Origin of the sequence: Verrucomicrobium sp. GAS474 (assembly GCF_900105685.1) — a bacterium.
Classification (GTDB): Bacteria; Verrucomicrobiota; Verrucomicrobiia; order Methylacidiphilales; family GAS474; genus GAS474.
The window spans coordinates 1,607,782-1,631,003 of the sequence record NZ_LT629781.1 but is presented as its reverse complement, the minus strand read 5'-3'; the positions used below and the strand labels follow the sequence as shown (position 1 = coordinate 1,631,003).

Genomic DNA, 23,222 nt, shown 5'->3' with positions numbered 1-23,222 from the left:
TTTTCCTCTTCGTCTTCGTCTACTTCGCCGGAGCGGCGGGGAGCGCCTTCAGCCGCTCGTCGGCCTGGGCGAAGAAGGACGATTGCTTGTACTTCTTCACCAGCAGCGCGTAGGCGTCGCGGGCCTCGGCGTTCCGTCCCGCCTTCTCGTAGAGCTGCCCGGCGCGCCACAGCCCCTCGGCGGCGACGGAGGGGACCGATTCGTAGAAGGCGTCGATCTTCTTGTAATTGTTCACCGCGTTCGGGAGATCGCCCTTCGCGTCGGGGAAGAGCTTCCCCTGGGCCTCGAGCGCCTGGGCGAAGCCGAGGAGGGCCTGCGCCTTGATCTCGGGCGTCGAGGCGCCCGCCATGATGATCTGCTTGAAGTAGTCCTGCGCCTTGTCCTGGTCGCCGCGGCCCGCCGCGGCCCGCCCGCGCCCGAGCTTCGCCTCCCAGATCTTTTCCGACCAGGGGTAGTTCTTTTCGAGCTCGCCGAAGAAGGTGTCGGCGGCGGCCGAATCGCCCGCGCCGAGCTTCGCCGCGCCGAGGCCGTAGGCCGCCGCCGCCTGCGCCCGGTCCTCGCCCTGCCCGGTGTAGCTCGCCTTCAGCTTCGTGAAGACGGCGACGGCCGTCTCCCACTGCTTCCCCGCCAGCAGGAGCTCGCCGAAGCGTTCCAGGTCCTCGGGCGTCCAGAGGATCGCCGCGTCGGCATAGGCCTTCTGGTAGAGGGGGAAGGCCTCCTCGGCCTTCCCGCGCCGCATGATGACGGCGGCCCGGGCCAGCTCGTAGCGGCCCTTGGCCGGGGCGGCGGCCTTGGCGGCCTGGTCGGCAAAGAAGCCGGTCCCGGCGTCGAGGGTGAAGACCCCCGCGTCGATCTTCAGGATCGTGACCGCGACGAGCCCCTCGAGCGCCCGCCCCGCGGCGCGCGCCGTCGGGAAGCGGTTCACGGCGTCGAGCGCCGCCGCCGTCGCCGCGTCGGTCCGCTGCGTCCAGAGCTTCTTGTCCTCCTCGCCGAGCGCCGTATAGACGCCGAGGGCCTTCGCCGCCGTCAGCCACATCGCGGCGAGCTGCGCGTCGGCGACGGGGGCGATCGGCGTCGCCCCCGCCGCCGCCGGGGCGTAGGTGGCGGCGGCCTTCTCGTAATCGGCCCGCTTCTCGTAGACCTGCCCGATCACCATCGCGGCGCCCGCCGCCTGGGGCGAATCGGGGGCCGCCTCGCGGAGGAGCTGGGCGATGGCGAGGGCCTGGTCGAGCTCGTTCTGGGAGATGCGGAGCTGGACGGCCTGCTGCCCGGCGTAGATCGCGTAGGGTTCCTTCGGGTAGTCCTTCAGCACCTGCTCGAAGGCGGCGATGGCGCCGGGGACGTACTTCTTCTGCGCCTGGGCCGCGCCCTTGTAGTAGAGGAGGGCCGCCGAGGCGAGGGGGGAGATGTTCTTCGGGACGAACTCGTCGCTGAGCGCGATCACGAGGTCGAAGGAACCCGCCTGGGAGAGGGCCGCCGCCGACTGGACCGCCGAATCGGTGCGGAGCCGGGCCTCGGCCGCGGCGTTCAGGAGGACGATGCGGAACTCGGCGACCGCCTCGGTCGGCTTCCCCTGGGCGGCGAGCGCGCGACCGAGGAGGAAGTGGGCGCGGGGCGCCTCGGGGCTCGCCGGCTTCTTCTTGAGGAAGTCGGTGAGGACGGGGACGACGGCGGCCTCCTGCTTCAGCGTGATCATCGTCTCGGCCAGTTCGGCGACGGCGGGATCGTAATAGCGGCCGTCGGGGGCGTCCTGGATGTAACGTTTGTACTGCTCGACGGCGGCGGGGAATTCCTCCTGCTGGCGGAGGGTCTGCGCGATGAAGTAGCGGAGGTTCTTCGAGTTGGGATCGGTGGCGAAGTCGGCGATCTGCTTCTGGAGAGCCTCGTCGGCCTTCGCCACGTTCTTCTGGAGGGTGTAGGTGAGGACGGTGAGGTACCCCGCCTTCTTCCGGTCCTCCTCCGAGGCGGCGAGGGGGCCGTAGAAGCGGAGGACAGTGCGGGCCTCGTTCTGCCGGTCGGTCCGGACGTAGGCCTCGCCGATGCGGAGCCCGGCGGAGACGGCGGGATCGGGACTCTTCTTGATCTCGTCGATCACCGCCTGCTGCCGCTGGCGGCGGTCGAGGAGGGAGCGGTAGAGGGCCTTGTTCCCGGAGAGGGCGGCGTCGCGGATCTTCCCGGCGATCTCGGCGAGGTTCTTCTCCTCCAGCGGGAGGATCCGCTCCTTCGGCAGGACCTTCACGAAGGCGGCGATCGCCTTGTCGAACTCGGCCGAGCGGGCCGCCTTGTTCGCCGGGCCCTGGAAGACCTCGGCGTAGTCCATCTCGAGCGCGCCGATCTCGGTCTGCGCGTCGTTGGAGAGGGCGGCGAGCGAGGGGCTGGCCTGGACGTGGGAGAAGGCGTCGAAGGCCTTCGCGACGAACTGCTGCACCAGCGGGACGTCGATCTTCGTCAGGTCCTTCATGATCACGGCGCGGGCCGAGGCCGCCGCGATCTTGCCGCTCCAGAGATAGTATTCGCCCTTCTCCTCGCTGTTCGGGTATTCGGCGATCAGCGTCGCCGCCTCCTTGTCGGCCCCGGCGTTGTCCCCGCCGAAGTAGAGGGCCTGCATCCGGTAGTAATGGGCCTCCTGGCGGAAGATCCCCGTCGGGTTGTCGCCCGCGGCGGGGGGATAATCCTTCAGGTACTTCCCGAAGGCCTCGCCCGCCTGGAGGAGCGCCTTGTCGCGGTCGGCCTTCACCGTCTGCCGCGCGCCCTTGGAGAAGAGCGCCTGGCCGATGTAGTAGCTCCCCATCTCGCGGAGGTCGCCGGGATAGGCGGGGGTGGTCGCGACCTTGGTGAAATTCTGGAGCGCGTTGTCGATTTCGCCGACCGCGAGCTGGGCCTGCCCGAGGGCGAGCATGGCGTCGGGATAGATGACCTCGGTCGGGTAATGGTCGACGATGTCCTTCAGCGGGGTGATCGCGCCGGGGTAGTCGCCGGTATTGAGCGCCTCGACCCCCTGCTTGAACAGGTCGGCCGCCCCGGCGGCGCGTGCCTGGGAAACCCCCGCGAGGGAAATGACGAAAAGAGCCGTCCCAAAGGAGAGGAGTCGGACAGCCTGCTTCAGCTTCAATGTACCGATAGACACCAGGGCAGTATGACGGGCCGCCCCGTCAAATGGCCACGCTAAAATTGAAATTCACGCCATCCCGATTTTCTTCTTATTTCCGTGCTATTCCGGTCGGAATCAGCGAGAAAGGAACCCCTCCCGAACCCCCTTTTTCCACCCATGAGCCAATCCCTCCCTCTTTCCCGGGAAGTCACCGCGATCCGCATCCCCGGCGGCGACTCCCATCTCCTTCCCGTCGGCACCGAAGTCGTCATCACCCAGGCGCTGGGCGACACCTTCACCGTCGCCGTCCCGAGCCTCGGCGGCCTCTTCCGCATCGCCGGGACCGACGCCGACGCCCTGGGCCGCACCGCCGTCACCGAGGCGCAGGCCCTCCCCGAGGGCCAGACCCTCGAGGAGGCGGCGTGGGAGAAGCTCAAGAATTGCTACGACCCCGAGATCCCCGTGAACATCGTCGACCTCGGCCTCGTCTACACCCTCGAGATCGCGCCCGACGCCGAGGGCAAGGGCTCCGTCATCTCGGCGCAGATGACCCTCACCGCCCCCGGCTGCGGCATGGGTCCCTCGATCGCCGCCGACGCGCGGGCGAAGCTGCTGACCCTCCCCGGCGTGACCGAGGCGCAGGTCGCCGTCGTCTGGGACCCGCCGTGGGGGCCGGACCGGATCACCGAGGCAGGGAAGAAGAAGCTGGGGATGGTGTAGCGGCGCGAAGGGGGAGGCGTTCCTACTTCGCGTGAATCGCCTCGGCGAACGGACGGACGAACTCTTCCAGCCGCTTCGCCAAATCGGGCTCTTTTCCCCACTCGCCGATCTTTTTCACGATGGCGCTGCCGATGACGACGCCGTCGGCGGTCTGGGCGACGGTGCGGGCCTGCTCGGGCGTCGAGACGCCGAAGCCGACGCAGATGGGGACCGGCGCGCGGTCCTCGAACCGGTCGCGGTAGGCGTCGCGGATCGCGGCGACCTGCTCCTTGATGCCGGTCGCGATCTCGCTCTGCATCCCCGTCACCCCGGCGCGGGAGACATAATAGATGAAGCCGCTCGCCGCCGGGGCGATCTCGGCGACCCGTTCGGGCGGCGTCGTCGGGGCGATCAATTGGATGTGGCGGAACCCTTCGGGAAAGACCGACTCCCCGCCCTCCAGCGTCTCGCCGACCGGGAGGTCGAGGACCAGGGCGCCATCGACCCCGGCCTTCTGCGCCTCGCGCAACGTCTCGGCGAGGCCGCGCCGCAGGAGGGGATTCAAATAGGTGAAGAGGACGATCGGGACCTCGGTCCGCTTCCGCGCCGCGGCGACGGCGGCGAGGAGGCCGGGAAGCGTCGCCCCGGCGTCGAGGGCGCGCTGGGCGGAGAGCTGGTTCACCACGCCGTCGGCCAACGGATCGGAGAACGGGACGCCGAGCTCGACGACGTCGGCCCCGGCCTGCGCCAGCGCGACGATGAGGTCGGGCGTCGCCGCCAGCGTCGGGTCGCCGCCACCGATGTAGGCGACGAAGGCCTTCTTCCCCGCGGCGTGGAGGCGGCCGAGGGCGGCGTCGATGCGGTTCGGGGCGAGGCTCGGCGTGGCGGTCTGCGACATCCCGGTATCCAACCGGGAAGCGGAAGGCGGTGCAACCCGGAAAGATGTGGTAGATTAGGGAGAGATGCCGCCCCAGACCCCCGAACCTCGCGACCCGACGCAGCCCGCCTCCTTTTGGGAGACCTTCTACCATCCGGCGAGCGGGGCGATCATCCTCGGGATCGACCTCCTCGCCTTCGGCGGCGAGGCGGCCACCGGGTTCCTCGACGTCCTCTTCGTCTCGGTCGCCGCCTTCGCGGTCACCTTCGTCGCCGTGTGGCAGGTGGAGAAGCGGTGGGGCCGAGGCCACGGAAAGGGAACGGCGGCGTTCTGGAAGGCCCTCCTCGGCGCGATCCTCGCCGGAATCCCGCTGCCGATCACCGGGACCCTCTTCGGGACGGCGATCCTCTTCCTCTCCGGCCTCCACCACCTGAAGCTCCGCGCGGGGCTCCTCGGGCTGAAGGCGATCCGCAACCGGCTGCCGGGCAACCGATCGCTCAAATAGAGGCGAGGACGGTCCCGGCCCAGAGCCGGAGCCCGTCGAGGGTCAGCCCCGGGACGACGGCAGCGACCTCGGGCATCGCCCGCGCCACGATCCCGGCCTGCCCGCCGGTGGCGACGACGTGGACGGTCCCCTTCGGCTTTTTCCCCGCGAGGAGCTCGCTCCGGACCGCGCCGAGGATCTCCCGGATCATCCCCCGGTAGCCGATCACCGCGCCGACGCGGATCGCCTCCTCGGTGCTCTTCCCGATGGCGCGGCGCGGCTCGCGGACCTCGACGCGGGGGAGGAGCGCCGTCCGCTCGTGCAGGTACTCGGTCATCATGTTCAGGCCGGGGGCGATGACGCCGCCGCAGTAGGCCCCGTCCCGGTCGATCACGTCGAAGGTCACCGCCGTGCCGAAGTCGATGACGACGGCGGGCGCGCCGTAGAGGGAGCGGACGGCGAGGGCGTTCGCCAGGCGGTCCGGGCCGATCCGGGCCTTGTTCGGATAGCGGACCGGCATCCCCAGCGGGACCGCCTCCCCGTGGAGGACGTGGAGCCGCCTGCCGAAGACGCGCCGGAAGATCTTCGTCCGCGCCGGGACGACGCTGCTGAGGAAGACCGCCTTCCCCTTGAAACGGCGGGCCAGAGCCCGGACCGTCGCGAGGTTGAGCGACGGCGTCGGGCAGGTGCCGCCCTGCCCGCGCAGCAGGCGGCCCGGCGTGGCGACGGCGTACTTCGTGAACGAGTTGCTCACGTCGACGACGAGGAACGGAGCCTCTTTCTTTTTGAGTTCGTCCGGCATGGAGAAGGCATCTATACCTTGCCTGCGCCTTTTTGCAAACGGATGAACTTCCTCACCCTCCATCCCCTCCTCGGCATGCGCCACCTGGCCCTCGACGAGTGGAACGCCGCCCTCCGCGCCGCCGGGCACGAGGTGGAGGAACGGGCGCTCCGCCGGCCCGACGCCCCCCCGGAGGAGACCGCCGCGGCCCTCGCCGCCGAGATCGGGCGGAAGGACCCCGCCGCCCTCTTCGCCGCCAGCGCCCTCCTCTTCACCCTCCCCTCCTTCTTCGAGCGGCCCGAGGTCGCCGGGCGCCCCCTCGTCTGCTTCTGGTTCGACGATCCCTACCGGCCCGTCACCCGTTGGGAGCGGGAGCCCGGCTTCCTCGACGCGCTGCGGCGGCCCCACGTCCATCACCACGTCTGGGACGGCCATTGGCGGGCCTGGCTCGCGGAGCGGCACGGCATCGCCTCCCGCCCCATCCACCTCGCCGCCGATCCCGACTTCTATCGCCCCCTCCCCCCCGAGGGACGGACGGTCGACGACGTCGTCTTCATCGGCACCCTGGCCTCCCGCGCCGCCATCGAGGCGCGGAAGGCCGCCCTCTCCCCCGTCCTCGCGAAGGCGGCCCGGCAGGTCGAGGCCGCCCTCGTCGCCGCCCCCTTCGGCGCCGATCCCTTCGCCCTCGTCGAGGCCGCCCTCGCCGGATTGCCCGAACGGCTCCGCGCCGAGGTCGAGGCCCTCGCCGTCCGGACTCCCGACGCCCTCCTCGCCCTCCGCGCCCTCGCCTGGCACCTGGGGAAAAACGAGGTCCGCCGCCGGATGCTCCGCGCCGCCCTCGACGCCGCCCCCGTCACCCTCTTTTCCGGGAATCTGGAACAGACCCAGGCCGGGGCCGGGGAACTGGCCGCCCTCGTCGGCCCCGCCCCCCATCCCCTCCACTTCCACAATACCGGGAACCTCCCCCTGCGCGACCTCCCCCTCCTCTACGCCGAGGGCCGCCTCCACCTGCAGGGGACCGATCCCCAGTCGGTCCTCGGCGGCCTCCCCTTCCGCGTCTTCCAGACCACCGCCTGCGGCCAGGCCCTCCTCACCGACGTGAAGCCGGAGCTCCTCGCCTGCTACCGCGAGGGGACCGAGATCGCCTGCTACCGCACCGAGGCCGAGATCGCCCCGGCCATCGCCCGCTGGCTGACCCACGCCCCGGAACGCCAAGCCCTCGCCGCGGCGGGACGGGAACGCTTCCTCGCCGAACACACCTGGGCCCACCGGGTGCGCGAGGTGCTGGGAGGATTGGGCCTGACGAGGGCCGCTTAGGATTTGGGATCGGAACGGATCGGGGGTAGAGTGGGGGATGAAAGCTCTTGCCCTCTCGGGGCTCGCCCTCGCCCTCCTTTTCTCGGGATGCGCGGTCGAGACGGGATACTCCGATCCCTATCCCCCTTCTTACGCCTACCGCGATTCGACCGTCGTCTATTACGACGCCCACCCCCGCTATTACCCCGCTCATCGCCAGACCCATCGCCCGCCGCCCTCCCGGCCCGCGCCCCGTCCTGCGGGCCATTCCACCGCCCACGCTCATGCCGCGGCCCATCCCGCCCCTCCCTCCGGGACTCCCCCGCCTCATCCCCATCATTAGGAATTGCGGGACCGAAGTGGGATCAGGGAGTGGATTTGAGCGCCGATCGGGCGTAGATTAGGGGATGAAAGCTCTCCTCCTCCTGGGGCTCGGTCTTTCCCTGCTCCTCTCCGGGTGCGCCCTCTATATCGACGACCACCATCCCCATCATCATCACCATTACCATCGTTATTAAGGCGCTAGGGCGTGTTAACGATCTAAAGGGGCGATGCCGAAGCCGAAGGGAAAAGCGGCCCTCTCCTCTTCGGCATTTGAAATCATTGCTTTAGTACTTTTTTTACTCATTTTTCCGGGTATCGTGAGCGTACCCTGGAATGATTCCGGGGTGGAAAGAACGAGGACGGAACCATGAGTGCCATCGGTACCAACATCGCGGCCCTGAGCGTCGCGACCTACATCAACCAGAACAACGAGGCCTCGAGCCGCTCGATCAGCCGCCTCGCGTCGGGCTCCCGCCTCGCCATCCCCTCCGACGACGCCGCCTCCGTCGCCGTCAGCGGGAACCTCACCGCCCGCGTCGCCCGCCTCGGCGCCGCCTCGACGGTCACCCAGAGCGTCGTCTCCCTCGCCCAGACCGTCGACGGCTTCCTCTCCACCATCCAGAGCCAGCTCACCCGCCTCGGCGAACTCGCCCAGGAGGCGAGCAACGGCTCCTTCGGCAGCGCCGACCGCGCGAACTACCAGACCGAGTTCTCGACCCTCCTCTCCCAGATCAACCTCATCGCCACCAGCGCCACCTTCGACGGCCTCTCCCTCTTCAGCGCCGGCACCGTCACCCTCGCCGTCAACGCCTCGGGCAGCACCGACAGCCTCGTCCTCTCCACCGTGGCCACGGCGACCAGCCTCGGCCTCTCCGCCGTCTCGATCAGCACCGTCACCGCCGCGACCGGGGCCATCACCCTCCTCACCGCCGCGATCAGCTGCATCACCTCCCGCCGCGCCTCGGTGAACGCCGACATCTCGAAGTTCAACTTCTACAGCACGAACATCGGCTACGAGCAGACGAACGTCATCAGCGCCAACAGCGCCATCTCCGACGTCGACATCGCCTCCGAAAGCACGAAGCTGAGCCAGAGCATCATCCTCACGAAGTTCGGCGTCTCCCTCCTCGCCCAGTCGAACTCGAACCAGAAGACCGTCCTCGGCCTCCTGACCCCGTCGGCCAGTTCCTCGCGGTAAGCCGGACGTCCTTGACCTGAAAGCCCTCGGAGCCTTTTGAAATCAGGTTCCGAGGGTTTTCCATGGGATGGTCAACCGAGATGCATTTCCCCTCTCATTCCGCAACGTAGCCTCATGACGCCGTGAGTAGTCCTGAGTAGTTCCCACTACTTTTTTACAAAAAGAACTCAAGTTTACCGTGTGCCTTCCGAAATAAGGGACAGAGCATCGGTTAAATGACTGATGTTCGAGAGGGAAAACCCTCGAAAGGCTCCCGAGACCTTAGGAAAACCCCGGGGACGTCGGCAGGAAAAAACCGACCTGACTCCATGATGGAGACAGTAAGCAGAAAGGAACTCTTATGGCCGTTATCGGAACCAACATCGCCGCCGTCAGCGCGACGAATTACCTCAACTACAACAACACGCAGCTCACCAAGTCGATCCAGAAGCTCGCCTCGGGCTCGCGCCTCGCCGATCCGTCCGACGACGCCGCCGGCGTCGCCGTCTCGGGCAACCTCTCCGCCCGCATCCGCCGCCTCACCGCGGCCTCGCAGGGCGCCCAGGACGTCGTCTCCGCGGCCCAGACCACGGACGGCTTCCTCACCACGATCCAGAACATCCTGACCCGGCTCTCCGAGCTGGCGCAGGAAGCGACCAACGGCTCCTTCGGGAGCGCCGACCGGGCGAACTACCAGACCGAATTCGCCACGCTGCAGACCCAGATCGATTCGATCGCGAGCAACGCGACGTTCGACGGCATCAGCCTCTTCACCTCGACGAGCGTGACGGTGGCGATCAATGCCGACGGCATCGTCGACAGCCTCACCCTGTCCTCCATCGGAACGACGACGAGCCTCGGGATCAACGCCGTCTCCATCAGCACGACGACGGCGGCGATCTCCTCGCTGACGCTGCTGAACACGGCGATCGCCTGCATCACCACCCGCCGCGCCTCGGTGAATGCCGACATCTCGAAGTTCAACTTCTACATCACCAACATCAACACCGAGCGGACGAACGTCACCAGCGCCAACAGCGCCATCGCCGACCTCGACATCGCCACGGAAAGCACGAACCTCTCGAAGTACAACATCCTGCTCCAGTCGGCCACTGCCGAATTGGCCCAGGCCAACTCGAGCCAGCAGGCGGTCCTCTCCCTCCTCAAGTAATTGGGTAGCGGGTAAACTCCTCCAAGGTTAAGCAACAGGCCGGTCTCCGAAAGGGGACCGGCCTCTTTGTGCTCCTTTCTTCTCACTCCCTTTGGAGCAGGCCGAGAAAGAGTTGTGCCGTTATTCGGTCTTTTTCCCAAAAAAGACTAAAGTTTCCCTTTTTAAATCCGATACACGAGTCAGGACTCGGTCTGCAGATCGAGATTCGAGAGGAGGGATTCCTCGAAAGGTCGCCGGGACCTTCATGTAAAAACCGGATGTCGGAAGGAACCGACCCGAGCCCATGACGGGCTTGGGATTAGAAAGGAACTCTTATGGCAGTGATAGGAACCAATATCGCCGCGGTCAGCGCGACGAATTATCTCAACTACAATAACACGCAGTTGACCAAGTCGATCCAGAAGCTCGCTTCCGGGTCCCGCTTGGCCGACCCCTCCGATGACGCGGCCGGTGTCGCCGTCTCGGGGAACCTCTCCGCCCGTATTCGCCGCCTCACCGCGGCGTCCCAGGGCGCGCAGGACGTCGTCTCCGCGGCCCAGACCACGGACGGCTTCCTCACCTCGATCCAGAACATTCTGACCCGGCTCTCCGAGTTGGCGCAGGAAGCCACCAACGGCTCCTTCGGCAGCGCGGACCGGGCGAATTACCAGACCGAGTTCTCGACCCTGAAGACGCAGATCGACTCGATCGCCAGCAATGCGACGTTCGACGGGATCAGCCTCTTCGCGGCGACGAGCATCACGGTCGCGATCAACGCGGACGGCGTCACCGATTACCTGACGCTCTCCACCGTTGGCAGCACCACGAGCCTCGGCATCAGCACGGTCTCGATCAGCACGACGACTGCGGCCCTCTCCTCGTTGACTTTGCTCAACTCGGCGATCAGCTGCATCACCACCCGTCGCGCCTCGGTCAATGCCGATGTCTCGAAGTTCAACTTCTACATCACCAACATCAACACCGAACGGACGAACGTCACGAGCGCGAACAGCGCGATCGCCGACCTCGATATCGCCTCCGAGAGCACCAACCTCTCGAAGTACAATATCCTGCTCCAGTCGGCCACGGCGGAATTGGCCCAGGCCAATTCGAGCCAGCAGGCGGTTCTCTCCCTCCTGAAGTAATTCGGTAGGTGGAATGAAAAGGCCGTCCCGGAAGGGGCGGCCTTTTTTTGTTTGGGGGGGCGGCCTTGCGGAGGGCCCTTCGGGGCTGGCGGGGTCGACCCTGTACAGCTGGAGGCGCTCCGCTTTATAGCCCAAGAGGGGCTTTGCCCCTCCTGGAACCTCCTGTTCTGAGGGCCTTAGCTAGGCGGACGCGCTTGGGCGGCGCCTCGTCTCCGAACTGGATTAAAATCGGATGGTTCCGGTACGCCCGAGGGTACGTACTGAAGGGGGAGCAGTACCCATACGTTCAGACTCCTAGGGGAGAGGGAGGGCGGCTTTGGCTTTGCCACGGCCTAGGTAATTTTCCCCGCAAAAGAATCGCAAAAAGAATTAAGGTTTTTGGGCCTGCTTCCGAAATAAGGGATAGAGCATCGGTCATCGAGACCGGGGTTCGAGAGGAAAGGAATCCTCGACAGGTTGCCGGTCCTCTAAAAACCGGAACGTCGGAAGGAACCGACCTGGCCCCATGATGGGGACAGTATTTGAAAGGAAATCACTATGGCCGTCATCGGAACGAACATCGCCGCCGTCAGCGCGACGAACTACCTCAACTACAACAACACCCAGCTCACCAAGTCGATCCAGAAGCTCGCTTCCGGTTCCCGCTTGGCTGATCCCTCCGACGACGCCGCCGGCGTCGCCGTCTCGGGCAATCTTTCCGCCCGTATCCGCCGCCTCACCGCCGCCTCCCAGGGCGCCCAGGACGTCGTCTCCGCCGCCCAGACCACCGACGGCTTCCTGACCACGATCCAGAACATCCTCACCCGCCTCTCCGAACTCGCCCAGGAAGCGACCAACGGTTCCTTCGGCAGCTCGGACCGCGCGAACTACCAGACCGAATTCGCCACGCTCCAGACCCAGATCGACTCGATCTCGAGCAACGCGACGTTCGACGGCATCAGCCTCTTCGCGGCGGCCAGCATCTCGGTTGCGATCAACGCGGACGGCGTCACCGATTACCTGACGCTCTCCACCGTCGGCAGCACCACCAGCCTCGGCATCAATGCGGTCTCGATCAGCACGACCACGGCTGCGCTCTCCTCGCTGACGCTCCTGAACTCCGCCATCGCCTGCATCACGACCCGCCGCGCCTCGGTCAACGCCGATGTCTCGAAGTTCAACTTCTACATCACCAACATCAACACCGAGCGGACGAACGTCACCAGCGCCAACAGCGCCATTGCCGACCTCGACATCGCCACGGAAAGCACGAACCTCTCGAAGTATAACATCCTGCTCCAGTCGGCCACCGCCGAATTGGCCCAGGCCAACTCGAGCCAGCAGGCGGTCCTCTCCCTCCTCAAGTAATTGGGTAGCGGGTAACTCCTCCAAGGTTAAGCAAAAGGCCGGTTCCCTCGCGGGAACCGGCCTCTTTGTTTTTACCACCTCTCTCCTCTTCCCCAGGGAAAAGCGGGACGGAGAAAAAGATTCCTCAAAAAAAGGTAAAGTTTTCCCCGTTCCTTCCGAAAGATAAGACAGGACGTCGGTCATAGACCGAGGTTCGAGAGGAAGGAATCCTCGACAGGTTGCCGGTCCTCTAAAAACCGGAACGTCGGAAGGAACCGACCTGGCCCCATGATGGGGACAGTATTTGAAAGGAAATCACTATGGCCGTCATCGGAACGAACATCGCCGCCGTCAGCGCGACGAACTACCTCAACTACAACAACACCCAGCTCACCAAGTCGATCCAGAAGCTCGCTTCCGGTTCCCGCTTGGCTGATCCCTCCGACGACGCCGCCGGCGTCGCCGTCTCGGGCAATCTTTCCGCCCGTATCCGCCGCCTCACCGCCGCCTCCCAGGGCGCCCAGGACGTCGTCTCCGCCGCCCAGACCACCGACGGCTTCCTGACCACGATCCAGAACATCCTCACCCGCCTCTCCGAACTCGCCCAGGAAGCGACCAACGGTTCCTTCGGCAGCTCGGACCGCGCGAACTACCAGACCGAATTCGCCACGCTCCAGACCCAGATCGACTCGATCTCGAGCAACGCGACGTTCGACGGCATCAGCCTCTTCGCGGCGGCCAGCATCTCGGTTGCGATCAACGCGGACGGCGTCACCGATTACCTGACGCTCTCCACCGTCGGCAGCACCACCAGCCTCGGCATCAATGCGGTCTCGATCAGCACGACCACGGCTGCGCTCTCCTCGCTGACGCTCCTGAACTCCGCCATCGCCTGCATCACGACCCGCCGAGCCTCGGTCAACGCCGATGTCTCGAAGTTCAACTTCTACATCACCAACATCAACACCGAGCGGACGAACGTCACCAGCGCCAACAGCGCCATTGCCGACCTCGACATCGCCACGGAAAGCACGAACCTCTCGAAGTATAACATCCTGCTCCAGTCGGCCACCGCCGAATTGGCCCAGGCCAACTCGAGCCAGCAGGCGGTCCTCTCCCTCCTCAAGTAATTGGGTAGCGGGTAACTCCTCCAAGGTTTAAGCAAAAGGCCGGTTCCCTCGCGGGAACCGGCCTCTTTGTTTTTACCTCGGAAACCCGGCCAGTGCCGTTCCGACCGCCGAGACCACTTCGTCCCACGCCCCGTCGCGGGGCTGGCGGAAGAGGCGGGCCGTCGGATACCACGGCGAGTCGGCGCAATCGCGCAGCCAGCGCCAATCGGCGGCGTGCGGCAGCAAGATCCAGAGCGGGAGCCCCATCGCCCCCGCCAGATGGGCCGAGGCCGTGTCGACCGAGATGACGAGATCCATTTCCCGGAGCCGCAACGCCGTGTCGTAAAAATCGGACCCGTCGGGAAGGCCCGCCAGACCTTCCTCCCACCATCCGCCCGGACAGCCGTCGTGATGGAATCCCGTCCAGCGGACGCCGGGGACGGCAGCCAGCGGGGCGAGGAGGGCGGGCGGGATCGAGCGGCGGAGGTCGTTCCCGTATTTCGGATTGCCCGAGGCGACGAGGCCGACCCGGAGAGGACCGCGATCTCCCGTCCGCCCCGGTTTTTCATCCCAGGCCAGGTACGGCACCGACGCCGGAATCGTCTCCAGCCGCGTCCGCACGATGTGGGGCAGGGAGAGAAGGGGAGCCTCCCACGCGGCCTCCCGCGCCGCCCGGTCGATCTCCGAGGCGCGGACGATCCCGTCGACGCCCGGCACCCGGGCGAGCAGCCGCTCCAGCAGCGGGTCGCAGGCGAGGAGGACGCTTCCCCCCCGCTCCTTCGCCAGCGCCGCATAACGGGCGAACTGGATCGCGTCGCCGAAACCCTGCTCCGCGTGGAGCAGCAGCGTTCCCGAGAACGGTTCCCCCGTCCAGCGCGGCACCGGGAGACGGCGGTAGGCCCCGAGGTAATCGCGCGCCTCGTAATCGGCGAAGCCGTTCTCAAGATCGCCGAGGGTGAGCCGGGAGAGGGCGCGGTTCCAGCGCAACGCCGACGACGGCCCCTCCCCTCCCTCCAGCGCCGCCGCTTCCGCGTACCGCCGGAGCGCCGCCTCGGGCCGCCCCTGCCGGTGCTCGACGATGCCGAGGTTCACCCGTGTCTCGGCCCGCTCCGGGCGGAGCGCCGCCGCGCGGGCGAAAGCCTCCCCCGCCCCGGCCAGGTCGCCCGCCGCGAGGCCCTGATTGCCCAGGCCCGTCCAGAGCCCGGCCATCCGCGGATAGGCGCGCAGCTCCTTTTCCCAAAACCCGGCTGCCGCGCCGGGAGCCAGTCCCTCTGCGACCAGCGCCCGTTCGAGGTTGTCGGCGATTTCCCCGTTTCCCGGATCGGCTTCCGCCGCGCGGCGGAAGAGCGCCGCGATCGTCCCCGGCGCGGCCTCGGCTTCCTCGGCCAGCAGGCCGAGGTTGTTCAGCGCCACCGGATGCGAGAGGCCGAGGGTCGCCGCCCGCCCGACGCAGGCGCGGGCCGCTTCCTTGTTCCCCGCCCTCACGTGGCAGAACGTCGCGAGGGCCAGCGCCTCGACGTGATCGGGTTCCGCCGCCAGGAAGCGGTCGAGGGCCGACGTCCCCTCCCCGCCCCGCCCCTCCTGGAAGAGGGCGATGATCGGCTGCAACCGGGGATCGCCGGTCTGGCCCGCGCTCACGTCAGGAGCCCCCGGAGGCGGTGGTTCCAGAGGTGCTCCGACGCGGTGCGGCGGCGCGCCCGCTCGCCGAAGGCGAGGGCCGTGTCGGGATCGGCGAGGAAACCCCGCACCCGGGCCTCGGCCTCGCCGAGGGAGGCGATCGCCGCGATCTCGCCCTCACCGTAGCAGCGGAGGACGTCGGGCGAGGCGAAGTTGACCGAGACCCGGCCGTAGGCGGCGATCTCGAAGAGCTTCTCGTTCGCCGTCGCGTCCCGGCAGGCGTTGGAGCCGTTGAGATGGCAGAGATAGTTTTGGTAGACCTCGCCGAGGCGGTGGAAGGGAACGTCGGGCCGCGCCTCGATGCCGTAGGCCCGCCACGCATCGGCGTTGCTGTGGACGTCGAGGAGCCCCGCCCGCCACAGGCGGTGGACGAGGGCGGGACGGTCGAACTGGTTCGCCATCTTCACGACGAGGAGGGCGTTGAGGATCTCCCCGGAGTGGTTCAGCGCGGCGAGGACCGCCGGGAAATGGGCCTCCAGGGCCCGGAAGACGACCGCCGCCGGGATGTAGGGCTCCCGCGCCCGGAGCTCGAGCGCGTGGGCGAAGAAGGCGAGGACCGACGGCTCCCGCGCCACGAGGGCGGCGAAATGGCTCCGGGCGAAGAGGAGCGCGATCTCCCGCGCGAGGGAGCGGATCTCCTCGATCTCCGCCCCCCGCTCCAGCAGCGCGAGGAGGGCCGGTGGCGGGGGGACGTTGAGGCCGGGGTTCCCGACGAACGCGGCCTTCCCCTTCGTCTCGGGAGAGGGCCACTCCCGGCGGCGAAGCGCCTCGGCGGGGGCGGCGAGGAAGCTGAGCCGGGTGTTCGCAAAGCCGAGGAGCCGCATCTCCTCCAGCTGTCCCCGCCCGTAGCAGCAGTGGAGGACCTTCGGATGTCGGAGGGCCTCGGGAAGGCGGGCGGCGGCGCCGGGGAAGCAGGCGTTGTAGGGGGCCTGGCACCAGGCCTTCACGTCGTCGAACCAGAAGGAGACGACCCGCCGGATCCGGGGATGGTCGAGGAAGAGGCCCGGATCGAGGTACCAGTTCAGGTCGAGGCCGAGGATCGTCCCGATCCCGCCGGCCTCGATGCGCCGGGCGATCTCGCGCCCGATGACGGCCCCCGTCTCGGCGGCGAAGGAGGCGTCGTCGTCCTCCATCAGGACGCGGGCCCGGATCATCCCCGTTTCCCAGATCTCGGTCCGGTGGCCCTCCTCGGCGCAGGCGCGGGCGATCGCCTCGGCGGTCTTCGTCGCGGGAGTCGAGGCTTCGTGGATCGCGACCCAGACGCCGTCCCTGCCTTCTTTTTCGATCCCTTCGTCCGAGCCCGGATCACCCCCCTCCTCGACCCCCATTTCAGCGCCGTGAGCCGCCAGAACCTCCTCGAGGAAAGCCCGCAAGGCGTCCGAGGGCGCGGAGAAAAGGCGGATCTCCCCGATGTCGAAATGGGAAAGGAAAAGCCGCTGCTGCGTCACCAGCACGTGCCGGACGCCGACCGCCGCGACGTCGCCCGAGTCGGCCAGGCGGGGGAAGAGCGCCTCCATGTCGGCGAGGTCGCGGAGGAGCACCCGCTGGCGCTCGTCTCCTCGCCCCGAGGAGAGAGCCGCGCGCGCGCGGCGGGCGCGACTCCAGGCCGCCGGGTCCCCGGCATCGGCCAATAGCAGAATCGTGCTTTTTCCCATCACTCCCATTCCTGCCACCCTCGCATCCTCATCGGAGCGCGGCCAGCTCTCTCAGCAACGTCGCCACGGCGGCCAACGGTTCGGCCCAGGCTGCGGCCACGCTCTCATGGCTCGTCCCGGCGGGGGGCGTCGCCTGGCGCAGGAGCCGGACCGAGGGATACCACGGCGTGTCCCCGCGGCGGAGCATCCACCGCCAATCGGGATGGAAGGGGAGGAAGAGCGCCGTCGGCTTCCCGAGGCTCCCCGCGAGATGGGCCACGGCGGTGTCGACCGAGATCACGAGGTCGACCTCCTCCAGCGCCATCGCCGTGTCGTAGAAGTCGGCGAAGCCGCTCCCCGCATCGCGCAAACCCCGCCCCTCCGGTCCGGCGGGCCAGCCCGCCACCGCCTTCGCGACGAGGGCGGGATCGCCCTTCTGGAAGCTGATCCACTCGATGCCCGGGATCGAGGCGAGGGGATGGAAGATCGAAAGGGGGATCGAGCGGAGGCGGTCGTTGGCGTGGGCCGGATTGCCCGCCCAGACGAGGGCGACCTTCAACAAGGGCTTCCGCCCGGGAGGCTTCGCCGCGATCTCCTCGTCGTCCTCGATCCCCGCCTCGTCGGGGAGGAAGAACCGTTCCGGCGGCGGGACCGTCCCCTCCGTCGTCCCGAAGCGGAGCGCGGCGGAGATCATCGGCAGCTCGTAATCGCACGGCGGAACGGTCGGCGATCCCGAACCCTTCCCCGCCCCCCCCTCCCGGCTGACGACCTCGGAGACGCCCCGCGCCGAGACGAAGAGACGGCGGAGGCTTTCCGGGCAGGCGACGACGACCTCGGCCCCCCGTTCCGCCAGCAGCGGCGCGTAGCGGATGAACTGGATCGCCGTCCCCGCGCCCTGCTCGGTCCAGAGCAGGATCCGCTTGTTCCGCAGGTCCTCCCCCTTCCAGCGGGGCATCGGGTAGCGGAGGGGCGCGTTATCGGGGAGCCGCCACCGCCACTCGTATTCCTCCCAGCCGACCTTGAAGTCGCCGCAGAGGAGGCGGGCGAGGGCCCGGTTGCAGCGGACCTCGGCGTCGTCGGGATCGAGGGCGAAGGCCCGGTCGATCGCCTCGAGCGCCCCCGCGACGTTCCCCTGCTCGAGCTGGGCGAGGGAGAAATTGCGCCAGACCTTCGCCGCCTTCGGAAGCTGGAGGAGCGCCTCCCGCAGCTCGGCCTCGGCCGCGGCGGGCTGGTGTTCCTCCAGCAGGCAGGTGCCGAGGTTGAAGTGGGCCCAGGCGTAATGGGGGGAGAGGCGGAGCGCCTCGCGGTAATGGCTGACGGCCTCCCGCACCTTGCCGACGCCCTTCAGCGTGTTGCCGAGGTTGCTGTGGGCCTCGGCGTAGGTCGGCCGGAGGCGGAGCGCCATGCGGAGTTCCCGCTCGGCCTCCTCGAGGTCGCCGAGGTTGAAGTGGCAGACGGCGAGGTTGTTGTGGATCTCGGGGACCGCGTCGAGGGTCGGCAGGGTCTTCCGGTAGATCTCGATCGCCATCGCCGGATCGCCGGCCGATTGGAGCTGGAGGGCTTCCTGCGCCATCGCGGCGGCTTCTTCAAAGGAGGGGGCACTCATGGGAGGAGGATCATGGGCCTGGGGTCCCATGGTGGACGGTTGCGACTCCCCCTTCCGAAATCAACGCGGCGGCAGGCCCGGCCCCGATGGCGCGACCTTCCCTTCGTTCTTTTTTTTCTTCCGCCAAAATCGCGAGCTCCCCGGCGAGGCGCTCGGCCAATCCCTCCCAGTCCCCGGGCCGGGGCTGGCGGAAGAGGCGGGCCGTCGGATACCAGGGCGAGGTCTCCCGGTCGAGGAGCCACCGCCATTCCGCATGGCACGGCAGGAGGAGCCAGAGCGGCTTCCCCATCCCGCCCGCGAGGTGGGCGACCGAGGTGTCGACCGAGATCACGAGGTCGAGCCCCGCGACGACCCGCGCCGTGTCGAGGAAGTCGCGGCACTCGGCCACCGCGTTCGGGAAGGGATAGTTCCCGCCCTTCCCCGGCTCGAACTTCTGGAGGCCGACGAACTCGACCCCCTCGACCCGCGTCAACGGCACGAGCGCCTCGACGGGGCACGACCGGCTCCGGTCCTCGACATGGGCGGCGCTTCCGGCCCAGACGATGCCGACGCGGAGGGGGCCATCCTCCCTCTTTTCCTTCCCCGCCGCGTCGTCGGTCGAGGCGAGGTAGGGGACCTCGGCCGGGATCGCGTCGAGCGTCGGGCTGAAGATTCCCGGGAGCGAGAGGAGCGGCGCGTAGTAGGCGAACGGCGGCCGGGGCATCCCGCGGAGGATCACCCGGTCGAGGCCCGGGACGCCGCGCAGGACGCGGGCGACCTCCGGCTGGCACTCGATCACGACGGAGCACCCCTCGCCGCCCCGCTCCTTCACCTGCCGCGCGTAGCGGATGAACTGGAGCGTGTCCCCGAGGCCCTGCTCGGCCAGGAGGAGGAGGGTCTGCCCGGGGAACGGCTCCCCGAGCCAGCGGGGCGCGTTGGAATCGATCTCCCACAGGAGCCGGTAGGAGCGGAAGCGCCACTCGAATTCCTTCCACCCCTCGGCGAAGTCCCCCTGGAGGAGGCGGACCGTCGCCCGGTTGATATGGGTCTCGGCGTGGTCGGGCTTCCGCGCGAGGGCCTTCTCGAAGACGGCGATCGCCTCGTCGATCCGGCCCTGCGAGCGGAGGCAGGCGCCGTAGTTGTTCAGCGCCTCGACGAGGTCGGGCCGGAGCTGCGTCGCCCGCGCCAGCTCCGGTTCGGCCTCGTCGAGCCGCCCGAGGCGGTAGAGCGCGGTGCCGAGGAGGAACCGGTACTCGACCTCCGCCCCCGGATCGCTCCCGTAGCGGGCGGCCAGCGGGGCGAGGCCCGCCACCGTCTCGGCGAAGCGGGACTGGGCCAGCAGGGCGCGGGTGAGGTTGAACTGGGCGGGCTCCAGCCGGGGGGCGAGTTCCAGCGCCGTGCGGAAGCACCGTTCCGCCAGCGGCCCCTTCTTCCACGCGAGGAGGGCGAGGCCGTAGTTGTTCCACATCTCGGCGTTCTTCGGATCGAGGCGGAGGCCCTCCTCGAAGGCCTTCGCCGCCTCGGGGACCTCCCCCCGTTGGAGCGCGATCAGGCCGAGGAAGTTCGCGGGGCCGGGCTCCTGCGGGAACTGCGTCCGGCACGAGGCGAAGAGGGGGGCCGCCTTGTCGAGATTCCCCGCCTCGTAATACCGGAGAGCCTTGGTGAAAAGGGGGTTTTCCATGCGCGGCGGGGAGGGGTATAAAAAGACTATCCCTCTCCCCCAAAAAAGCAACGGAACCCCATGTCCAAACCGAAGAAAATCGACCTCTCCGCCGCCGCCTCCCCCCTCGCCGCCGATCCCTTCGCCGCCCTCGGCGCCCTCGACACCTCGGCCCTCCCCCCCGGCCACGACGGGGTAGCGCCTTCCTCGCCCGAAAAGGCGGCGAAGAAGGGACGCCTTCTCCTGCGGCGGGAGAAGAAGGACCGGGGCGGCAAGACCGTCGTCGTCGCCTCGGGCTTCCCGAACGAGGCCGAGGCCGACGGGACCGTCCGCGCCGTCCGCAAGGCCCTCGGCTGCGGCGGCACCGTCGAAGCGGGTACGAGCGGTTTTGAAATCGTCATCCAGGGAGATCGCCCCGCCGCCGTCGCCGAGGCGCTGCGCCAGCTGGGCTATCCCGTCGGCGGCGTAATCCAATAAAGCGGACGAATCGTGCAAAAAGAGAGGTTTCCCTCAAGGCTTCTCTTGTTTCCCGATAAAACAGCCGCTATGCCTGAGTAATATCCCCTACCGGATGAATCGCGCCTTAATCTACTCCCTGGCCGGGCTCGCTGCGATCCTCATCGTCGGCCTCGCCGCCCTGGCCCCCGGCAGCGGCGCGAACCAATCGACCGACGGCCTCGACGAGGCGATGCAGACCTACATGAACGCCATCCTCACCGGGGACAAATCGGCCTTCCTGAACTGCTTCTCCCGCAGCAGCAACTGGCGCTTCATCTCCTACCGGGCGAAGACCCACGCCACCGTGCGGAACACCAGCATGAACTACGAGGAGACCGCGAAGGAAATGGCGCGCGAGGGCGGCCTCTGGTCGGCCTTCTTCGGCGGGACCGACGCCTACCGCTACCGGGACCGGATCGCCGACCATCCCCTCCGCGTCTGGACGAAGGACGAGACCCACTCCTTCACCATCCCCCGGAGCGAGGGCGTCATCAGCTTCGTCCGCTGGGCGCGGGACGAGGACAGCGGCCGCTGGGTGATCAAGATCATCGGCGACGACTCGCCCTGATCCGTCCGGCCCCGCCTCCCGCGCGCTGCGCTCAACTCGCGGCGACCTGCGCCCCCTTCAGCGCGAGCAGCAACTCGGTGCCCGGGACGTCCCGCACCTCGAAGCCCCGCTCCCGGAGGAAGGCCGCGCATTGGACGCGCATCTCGATCCCGTGGTATTCGAGGAAGACGACGCGGGCCGTCCGCAGGGTCTGCTCCGCCCCCTTCAACGCCTCGAGCTCGTGCCCCTCGATGTCGATCTTGACGATCTCCGGCGCGGGGGAAAAACCGTCCAGCGTGCGGACGGGGAAGCGGCGGGTTCCCTTCGCCGAGAGGATCACCATGCTCGAATCGGCGTCCTCCTCGAAGCAGACGAAGCCGTCGGAGGACGAGATGCCGCAGTGCTCGACGCGCCAGTCGCCCTCCCGGCCCTCCTCCCGCGCCTTCATGTAGAGCTCGCGATTGGCGTCGAGGATGTCGAAGCAGCTGCCCGGCTCGAAGGAGCGGACCCGGGCGCGCGGATTGACGGAGAGGGCCCAGAGCGCGAAGGCCCCGCAGTTCGCGCCGACGTCGAAAATGACCGGCGCGGGGAACCGCCGCAGCTCCGCGGCCAGGGCCTCGTAGCTCCGCCGCACCACCACCTCGTGGAAGAACCGGAGGCCCGAGGGACGGTCGGAGCGGGCCAGCCAGCGATGCGGCCCGAGGCGGAGGACGAAGCCCGCCTTCACCCCCGCCGCCTTGCAGGCGAGGAAGGCGGCCAGACCGGGAAGGGAGCGGAGCCCCCCGTAACGGACCAGGCTGAGGACGAGGGAAAGGGTCGACATCGTTCCCGGGGTTTCGGTGCTTCCGTTTTCCGCGTTCGGAGGGGGCCTATCCCCCCGCCGTCAGGTGCTTCGCCAGGATCTTCGAGTTCCGCCCGCTGTTCTCGTACTTCTCCCGCCGCTCGGCGGGGAGGAAGTCGGGGGCCACCTCGCGGAAGCCGCCCTTCTGCTGGAAGAAATTGAAGGCCTGGGTCGAGAGGGCAAAGAGCTCGGCCGCCCCCTTTTCCTTCGCCAGGTCCTCGACGAAGAGCATCAGCTTCCGGCCGATCCCCTGGTTCTCGTGGGCGTGGCTGACGTGGAGGCAGGCCATCTCGGCCTTCTTCTCCTCGGGATGGACGTGGAGGGCGACGCACCCGGCGATGCTCCGGTCGATCTCGAAGACGTAGTAGTCGGAAAGCTGCGCGAGGATGCCCGCCCGGGTCCGCTTCACGAGGCCCTGGGTCTGGACCGATTCCTCGGTGAGCGCCAGGATCCGCGAGACGTCCTTCTTCAGCGCCCGCCGGATCGCGGTGTATTCGTTGGCGTAGATCATCGTGCCGATGCCGACCTTGGAGAAGACCTCCCCGAGGATCGCCTCGTCCCGCCGCCCGTCGAGGATGTGGGACCGGCCGACGCCGTTCTTGCACGCCCGGATGCCGTGCTCGACCTTCGACCGGAGGCCCTCGTCGATCTCGTTGCGCGACTTCTTGAAGAATTCCTCGGCCTCGAGGACCGACATCTGGCTGATGAGCCCCTCGCCCCGGAGGAGGCCGGGCTGCGGCGAAAGATAGATCAGCTTCCCGGCCCGCAGCTCCTCGGCGATCGTCTGCGCGACGCCGTCGGAATTGACCCGGTAGGTCCGCCCCTCGCCGTCGAAGCCGAGCGGCGGGACGACGGGGATGATGCCCCGGTCGAGGAGCTCGTTGAGGAACGCCGTGTCGAGCCGCTCCACCCGGCCGGTGAACTGCCGGTCGACGCCGCCGATGATCCCGAAGGGATGGGCGATGACGGCGTTGGAGTAGCAGGCCCGAAGGTCGTTCGCGGCGAGGCCCTCCATGATCTCGTGGGTCACCCGGTTCGCGGCGGTGAGGGCGACGGCGAGGGTCGCCTCGTCGGTGGTCCCGGTGCCGTCGATGTTGGAGAGGGCGACGCCGGAGGAGGCGGCGAGGTCTTCCATCTGCTTCGCGATGCCGTGGACGATGACGACCCGGATGTTCAGGCTCCGCAGGACGGCGATGTCGAGGAGGATGTTCGGGAAATTCTCGTGCGCGGCGATCGCGCCGTCGATGGCGATGACGAAGACCTTTTCCCGGAATTGGGGGACGTAGGTCAGGATGCCGCGCAGGTCGGAAACATTCATGAT

21 protein-coding genes are annotated in these 23,222 nt (G+C 68.0%); 12 read left to right on the top strand and 9 right to left on the bottom strand.

Annotated features, from left to right (window positions below; genetic code table 11):
• Positions 1–19 precede the first annotated feature (19 nt).
• Positions 20–3,127, bottom strand: a complete 3,108-nt coding sequence (locus BLU04_RS06775; RefSeq protein WP_093283836.1) for a tetratricopeptide repeat protein — start codon at positions 3,125–3,127, stop codon at positions 20–22.
• 141 nt (positions 3,128–3,268) lie between these two features.
• Here BLU04_RS06775 and BLU04_RS06770 point away from each other — a divergent pair, with 141 nt between their 5' ends.
• A complete protein-coding gene (locus BLU04_RS06770; protein ID WP_093283833.1) occupies positions 3,269–3,811 on the top strand; it encodes an iron-sulfur cluster assembly protein in 543 nt (180 codons plus the stop codon).
• Between the two features lie 22 nt (positions 3,812–3,833).
• On the opposite strand, the gene trpA is transcribed toward BLU04_RS06770, so the two are convergent.
• The gene (gene trpA / locus BLU04_RS06765) at positions 3,834–4,688 is read right to left on the bottom strand and encodes a tryptophan synthase subunit alpha (protein ID WP_093283830.1); all 855 of its coding nucleotides are present in this window, start codon (positions 4,686–4,688) and stop codon (positions 3,834–3,836) included.
• A 64-nt stretch (positions 4,689–4,752) separates the two neighbouring features.
• Between trpA and BLU04_RS06760 the strand changes: the two genes are divergently transcribed.
• Positions 4,753–5,172 carry a hypothetical protein gene (locus BLU04_RS06760; protein WP_093283828.1) on the top strand — a complete coding sequence of 140 codons (420 nt, stop codon included), beginning with the start codon at positions 4,753–4,755 and terminating at the stop codon, positions 5,170–5,172.
• Here the strand turns inward: BLU04_RS06760 and BLU04_RS16350 are convergent.
• Entirely contained in the window at positions 5,165–5,953 is a 789-nt protein-coding gene (locus BLU04_RS16350) for a type III pantothenate kinase (RefSeq protein ID WP_157895173.1), read from the bottom strand. The genes BLU04_RS06760 and BLU04_RS16350 overlap by 8 nt on opposite strands.
• 42 nt (positions 5,954–5,995) lie before the next feature.
• Between BLU04_RS16350 and BLU04_RS16345 the strand changes: the two genes are divergently transcribed.
• The 8 genes from BLU04_RS16345 (at position 5,996) to BLU04_RS06720 (ending at position 13,480) form a co-directional block, all read left to right on the top strand.
• Positions 5,996–7,249, top strand: coding sequence for a glycosyltransferase (locus BLU04_RS16345; RefSeq protein WP_157895172.1), 1,254 nt, complete (start codon positions 5,996–5,998; stop codon positions 7,247–7,249).
• 37 nt (positions 7,250–7,286) lie between these two features.
• Positions 7,287–7,571, top strand: a complete 285-nt coding sequence (locus BLU04_RS06745; protein ID WP_093283820.1) for a hypothetical protein — start codon at positions 7,287–7,289, stop codon at positions 7,569–7,571.
• Between the two features lie 64 nt (positions 7,572–7,635).
• On the top strand, positions 7,636–7,746 hold the full coding sequence (locus BLU04_RS17230) for a hypothetical protein (protein ID WP_343124802.1): 111 nt from the start codon (positions 7,636–7,638) through the stop codon (positions 7,744–7,746).
• A 173-nt stretch (positions 7,747–7,919) separates the two neighbouring features.
• On the top strand, positions 7,920–8,750 hold the full coding sequence (locus tag BLU04_RS06740; RefSeq protein ID WP_093283818.1) for a flagellin: 831 nt from the start codon (positions 7,920–7,922) through the stop codon (positions 8,748–8,750).
• Positions 8,751–9,090: 340 nt separating this feature from the next.
• On the top strand, positions 9,091–9,900 hold the full coding sequence (locus tag BLU04_RS06735) for a flagellin (RefSeq protein WP_093283815.1): 810 nt from the start codon (positions 9,091–9,093) through the stop codon (positions 9,898–9,900).
• Between the two features lie 314 nt (positions 9,901–10,214).
• Complete coding sequence (locus BLU04_RS06730) at positions 10,215–11,024, top strand: flagellin (protein ID WP_093283813.1); 810 nt, start codon at positions 10,215–10,217, stop codon at positions 11,022–11,024.
• 537 nt (positions 11,025–11,561) lie between these two features.
• Complete coding sequence (locus BLU04_RS06725) at positions 11,562–12,371, top strand: flagellin (protein ID WP_093283810.1); 810 nt, start codon at positions 11,562–11,564, stop codon at positions 12,369–12,371.
• A 299-nt stretch (positions 12,372–12,670) separates the two neighbouring features.
• Positions 12,671–13,480: a flagellin gene (locus tag BLU04_RS06720; protein WP_093283810.1), complete on the top strand. Its 810-nt coding sequence runs from the start codon at positions 12,671–12,673 to the stop codon at positions 13,478–13,480.
• A gap of 72 nt (positions 13,481–13,552) precedes the next feature.
• Here BLU04_RS06720 and BLU04_RS06715 read toward each other — a convergent pair whose 3' ends face one another.
• The 4 genes from BLU04_RS06715 to BLU04_RS06700 are packed head-to-tail and all read right to left on the bottom strand — an operon-like array spanning position 13,553 to position 20,036.
• Entirely contained in the window at positions 13,553–15,097 is a 1,545-nt protein-coding gene (locus tag BLU04_RS06715; RefSeq protein WP_093283808.1) for a tetratricopeptide repeat protein, read from the bottom strand.
• On the bottom strand, positions 15,094–16,791 hold the full coding sequence (locus BLU04_RS06710) for a glycosyltransferase (RefSeq protein ID WP_157895171.1): 1,698 nt from the start codon (positions 16,789–16,791) through the stop codon (positions 15,094–15,096). The genes BLU04_RS06715 and BLU04_RS06710 overlap by 4 nt, the downstream gene beginning before the upstream one ends.
• A gap of 28 nt (positions 16,792–16,819) precedes the next feature.
• A complete protein-coding gene (locus BLU04_RS06705) occupies positions 16,820–18,376 on the bottom strand; it encodes a tetratricopeptide repeat protein (RefSeq protein WP_162274650.1) in 1,557 nt (518 codons plus the stop codon).
• A 10-nt stretch (positions 18,377–18,386) separates the two neighbouring features.
• Entirely contained in the window at positions 18,387–20,036 is a 1,650-nt protein-coding gene (locus tag BLU04_RS06700; RefSeq protein WP_093283800.1) for a tetratricopeptide repeat-containing glycosyltransferase family protein, read from the bottom strand.
• 60 nt (positions 20,037–20,096) lie between these two features.
• On the opposite strand from BLU04_RS06700, the gene BLU04_RS06695 reads away from it, so the two are divergent.
• Both BLU04_RS06695 and BLU04_RS06690 read left to right on the top strand, forming a co-directional pair.
• Positions 20,097–20,492, top strand: coding sequence for a translation initiation factor (locus tag BLU04_RS06695; RefSeq protein WP_093283798.1), 396 nt, complete (start codon positions 20,097–20,099; stop codon positions 20,490–20,492).
• Positions 20,493–20,586: 94 nt separating this feature from the next.
• Positions 20,587–21,081: a hypothetical protein gene (locus tag BLU04_RS06690; protein WP_093283796.1), complete on the top strand. Its 495-nt coding sequence runs from the start codon at positions 20,587–20,589 to the stop codon at positions 21,079–21,081.
• A 31-nt stretch (positions 21,082–21,112) separates the two neighbouring features.
• Here the strand turns inward: BLU04_RS06690 and BLU04_RS06685 are convergent, their stop codons facing one another.
• On the bottom strand, positions 21,113–21,883 hold the full coding sequence (locus BLU04_RS06685; protein ID WP_093283793.1) for an FkbM family methyltransferase: 771 nt from the start codon (positions 21,881–21,883) through the stop codon (positions 21,113–21,115).
• Positions 21,884–21,929: 46 nt separating this feature from the next.
• Positions 21,930–23,219: an amino-acid N-acetyltransferase gene (argA, locus tag BLU04_RS06680; protein WP_093283791.1), complete on the bottom strand. Its 1,290-nt coding sequence runs from the start codon at positions 23,217–23,219 to the stop codon at positions 21,930–21,932.
• Positions 23,220–23,222 lie beyond the last annotated feature (3 nt).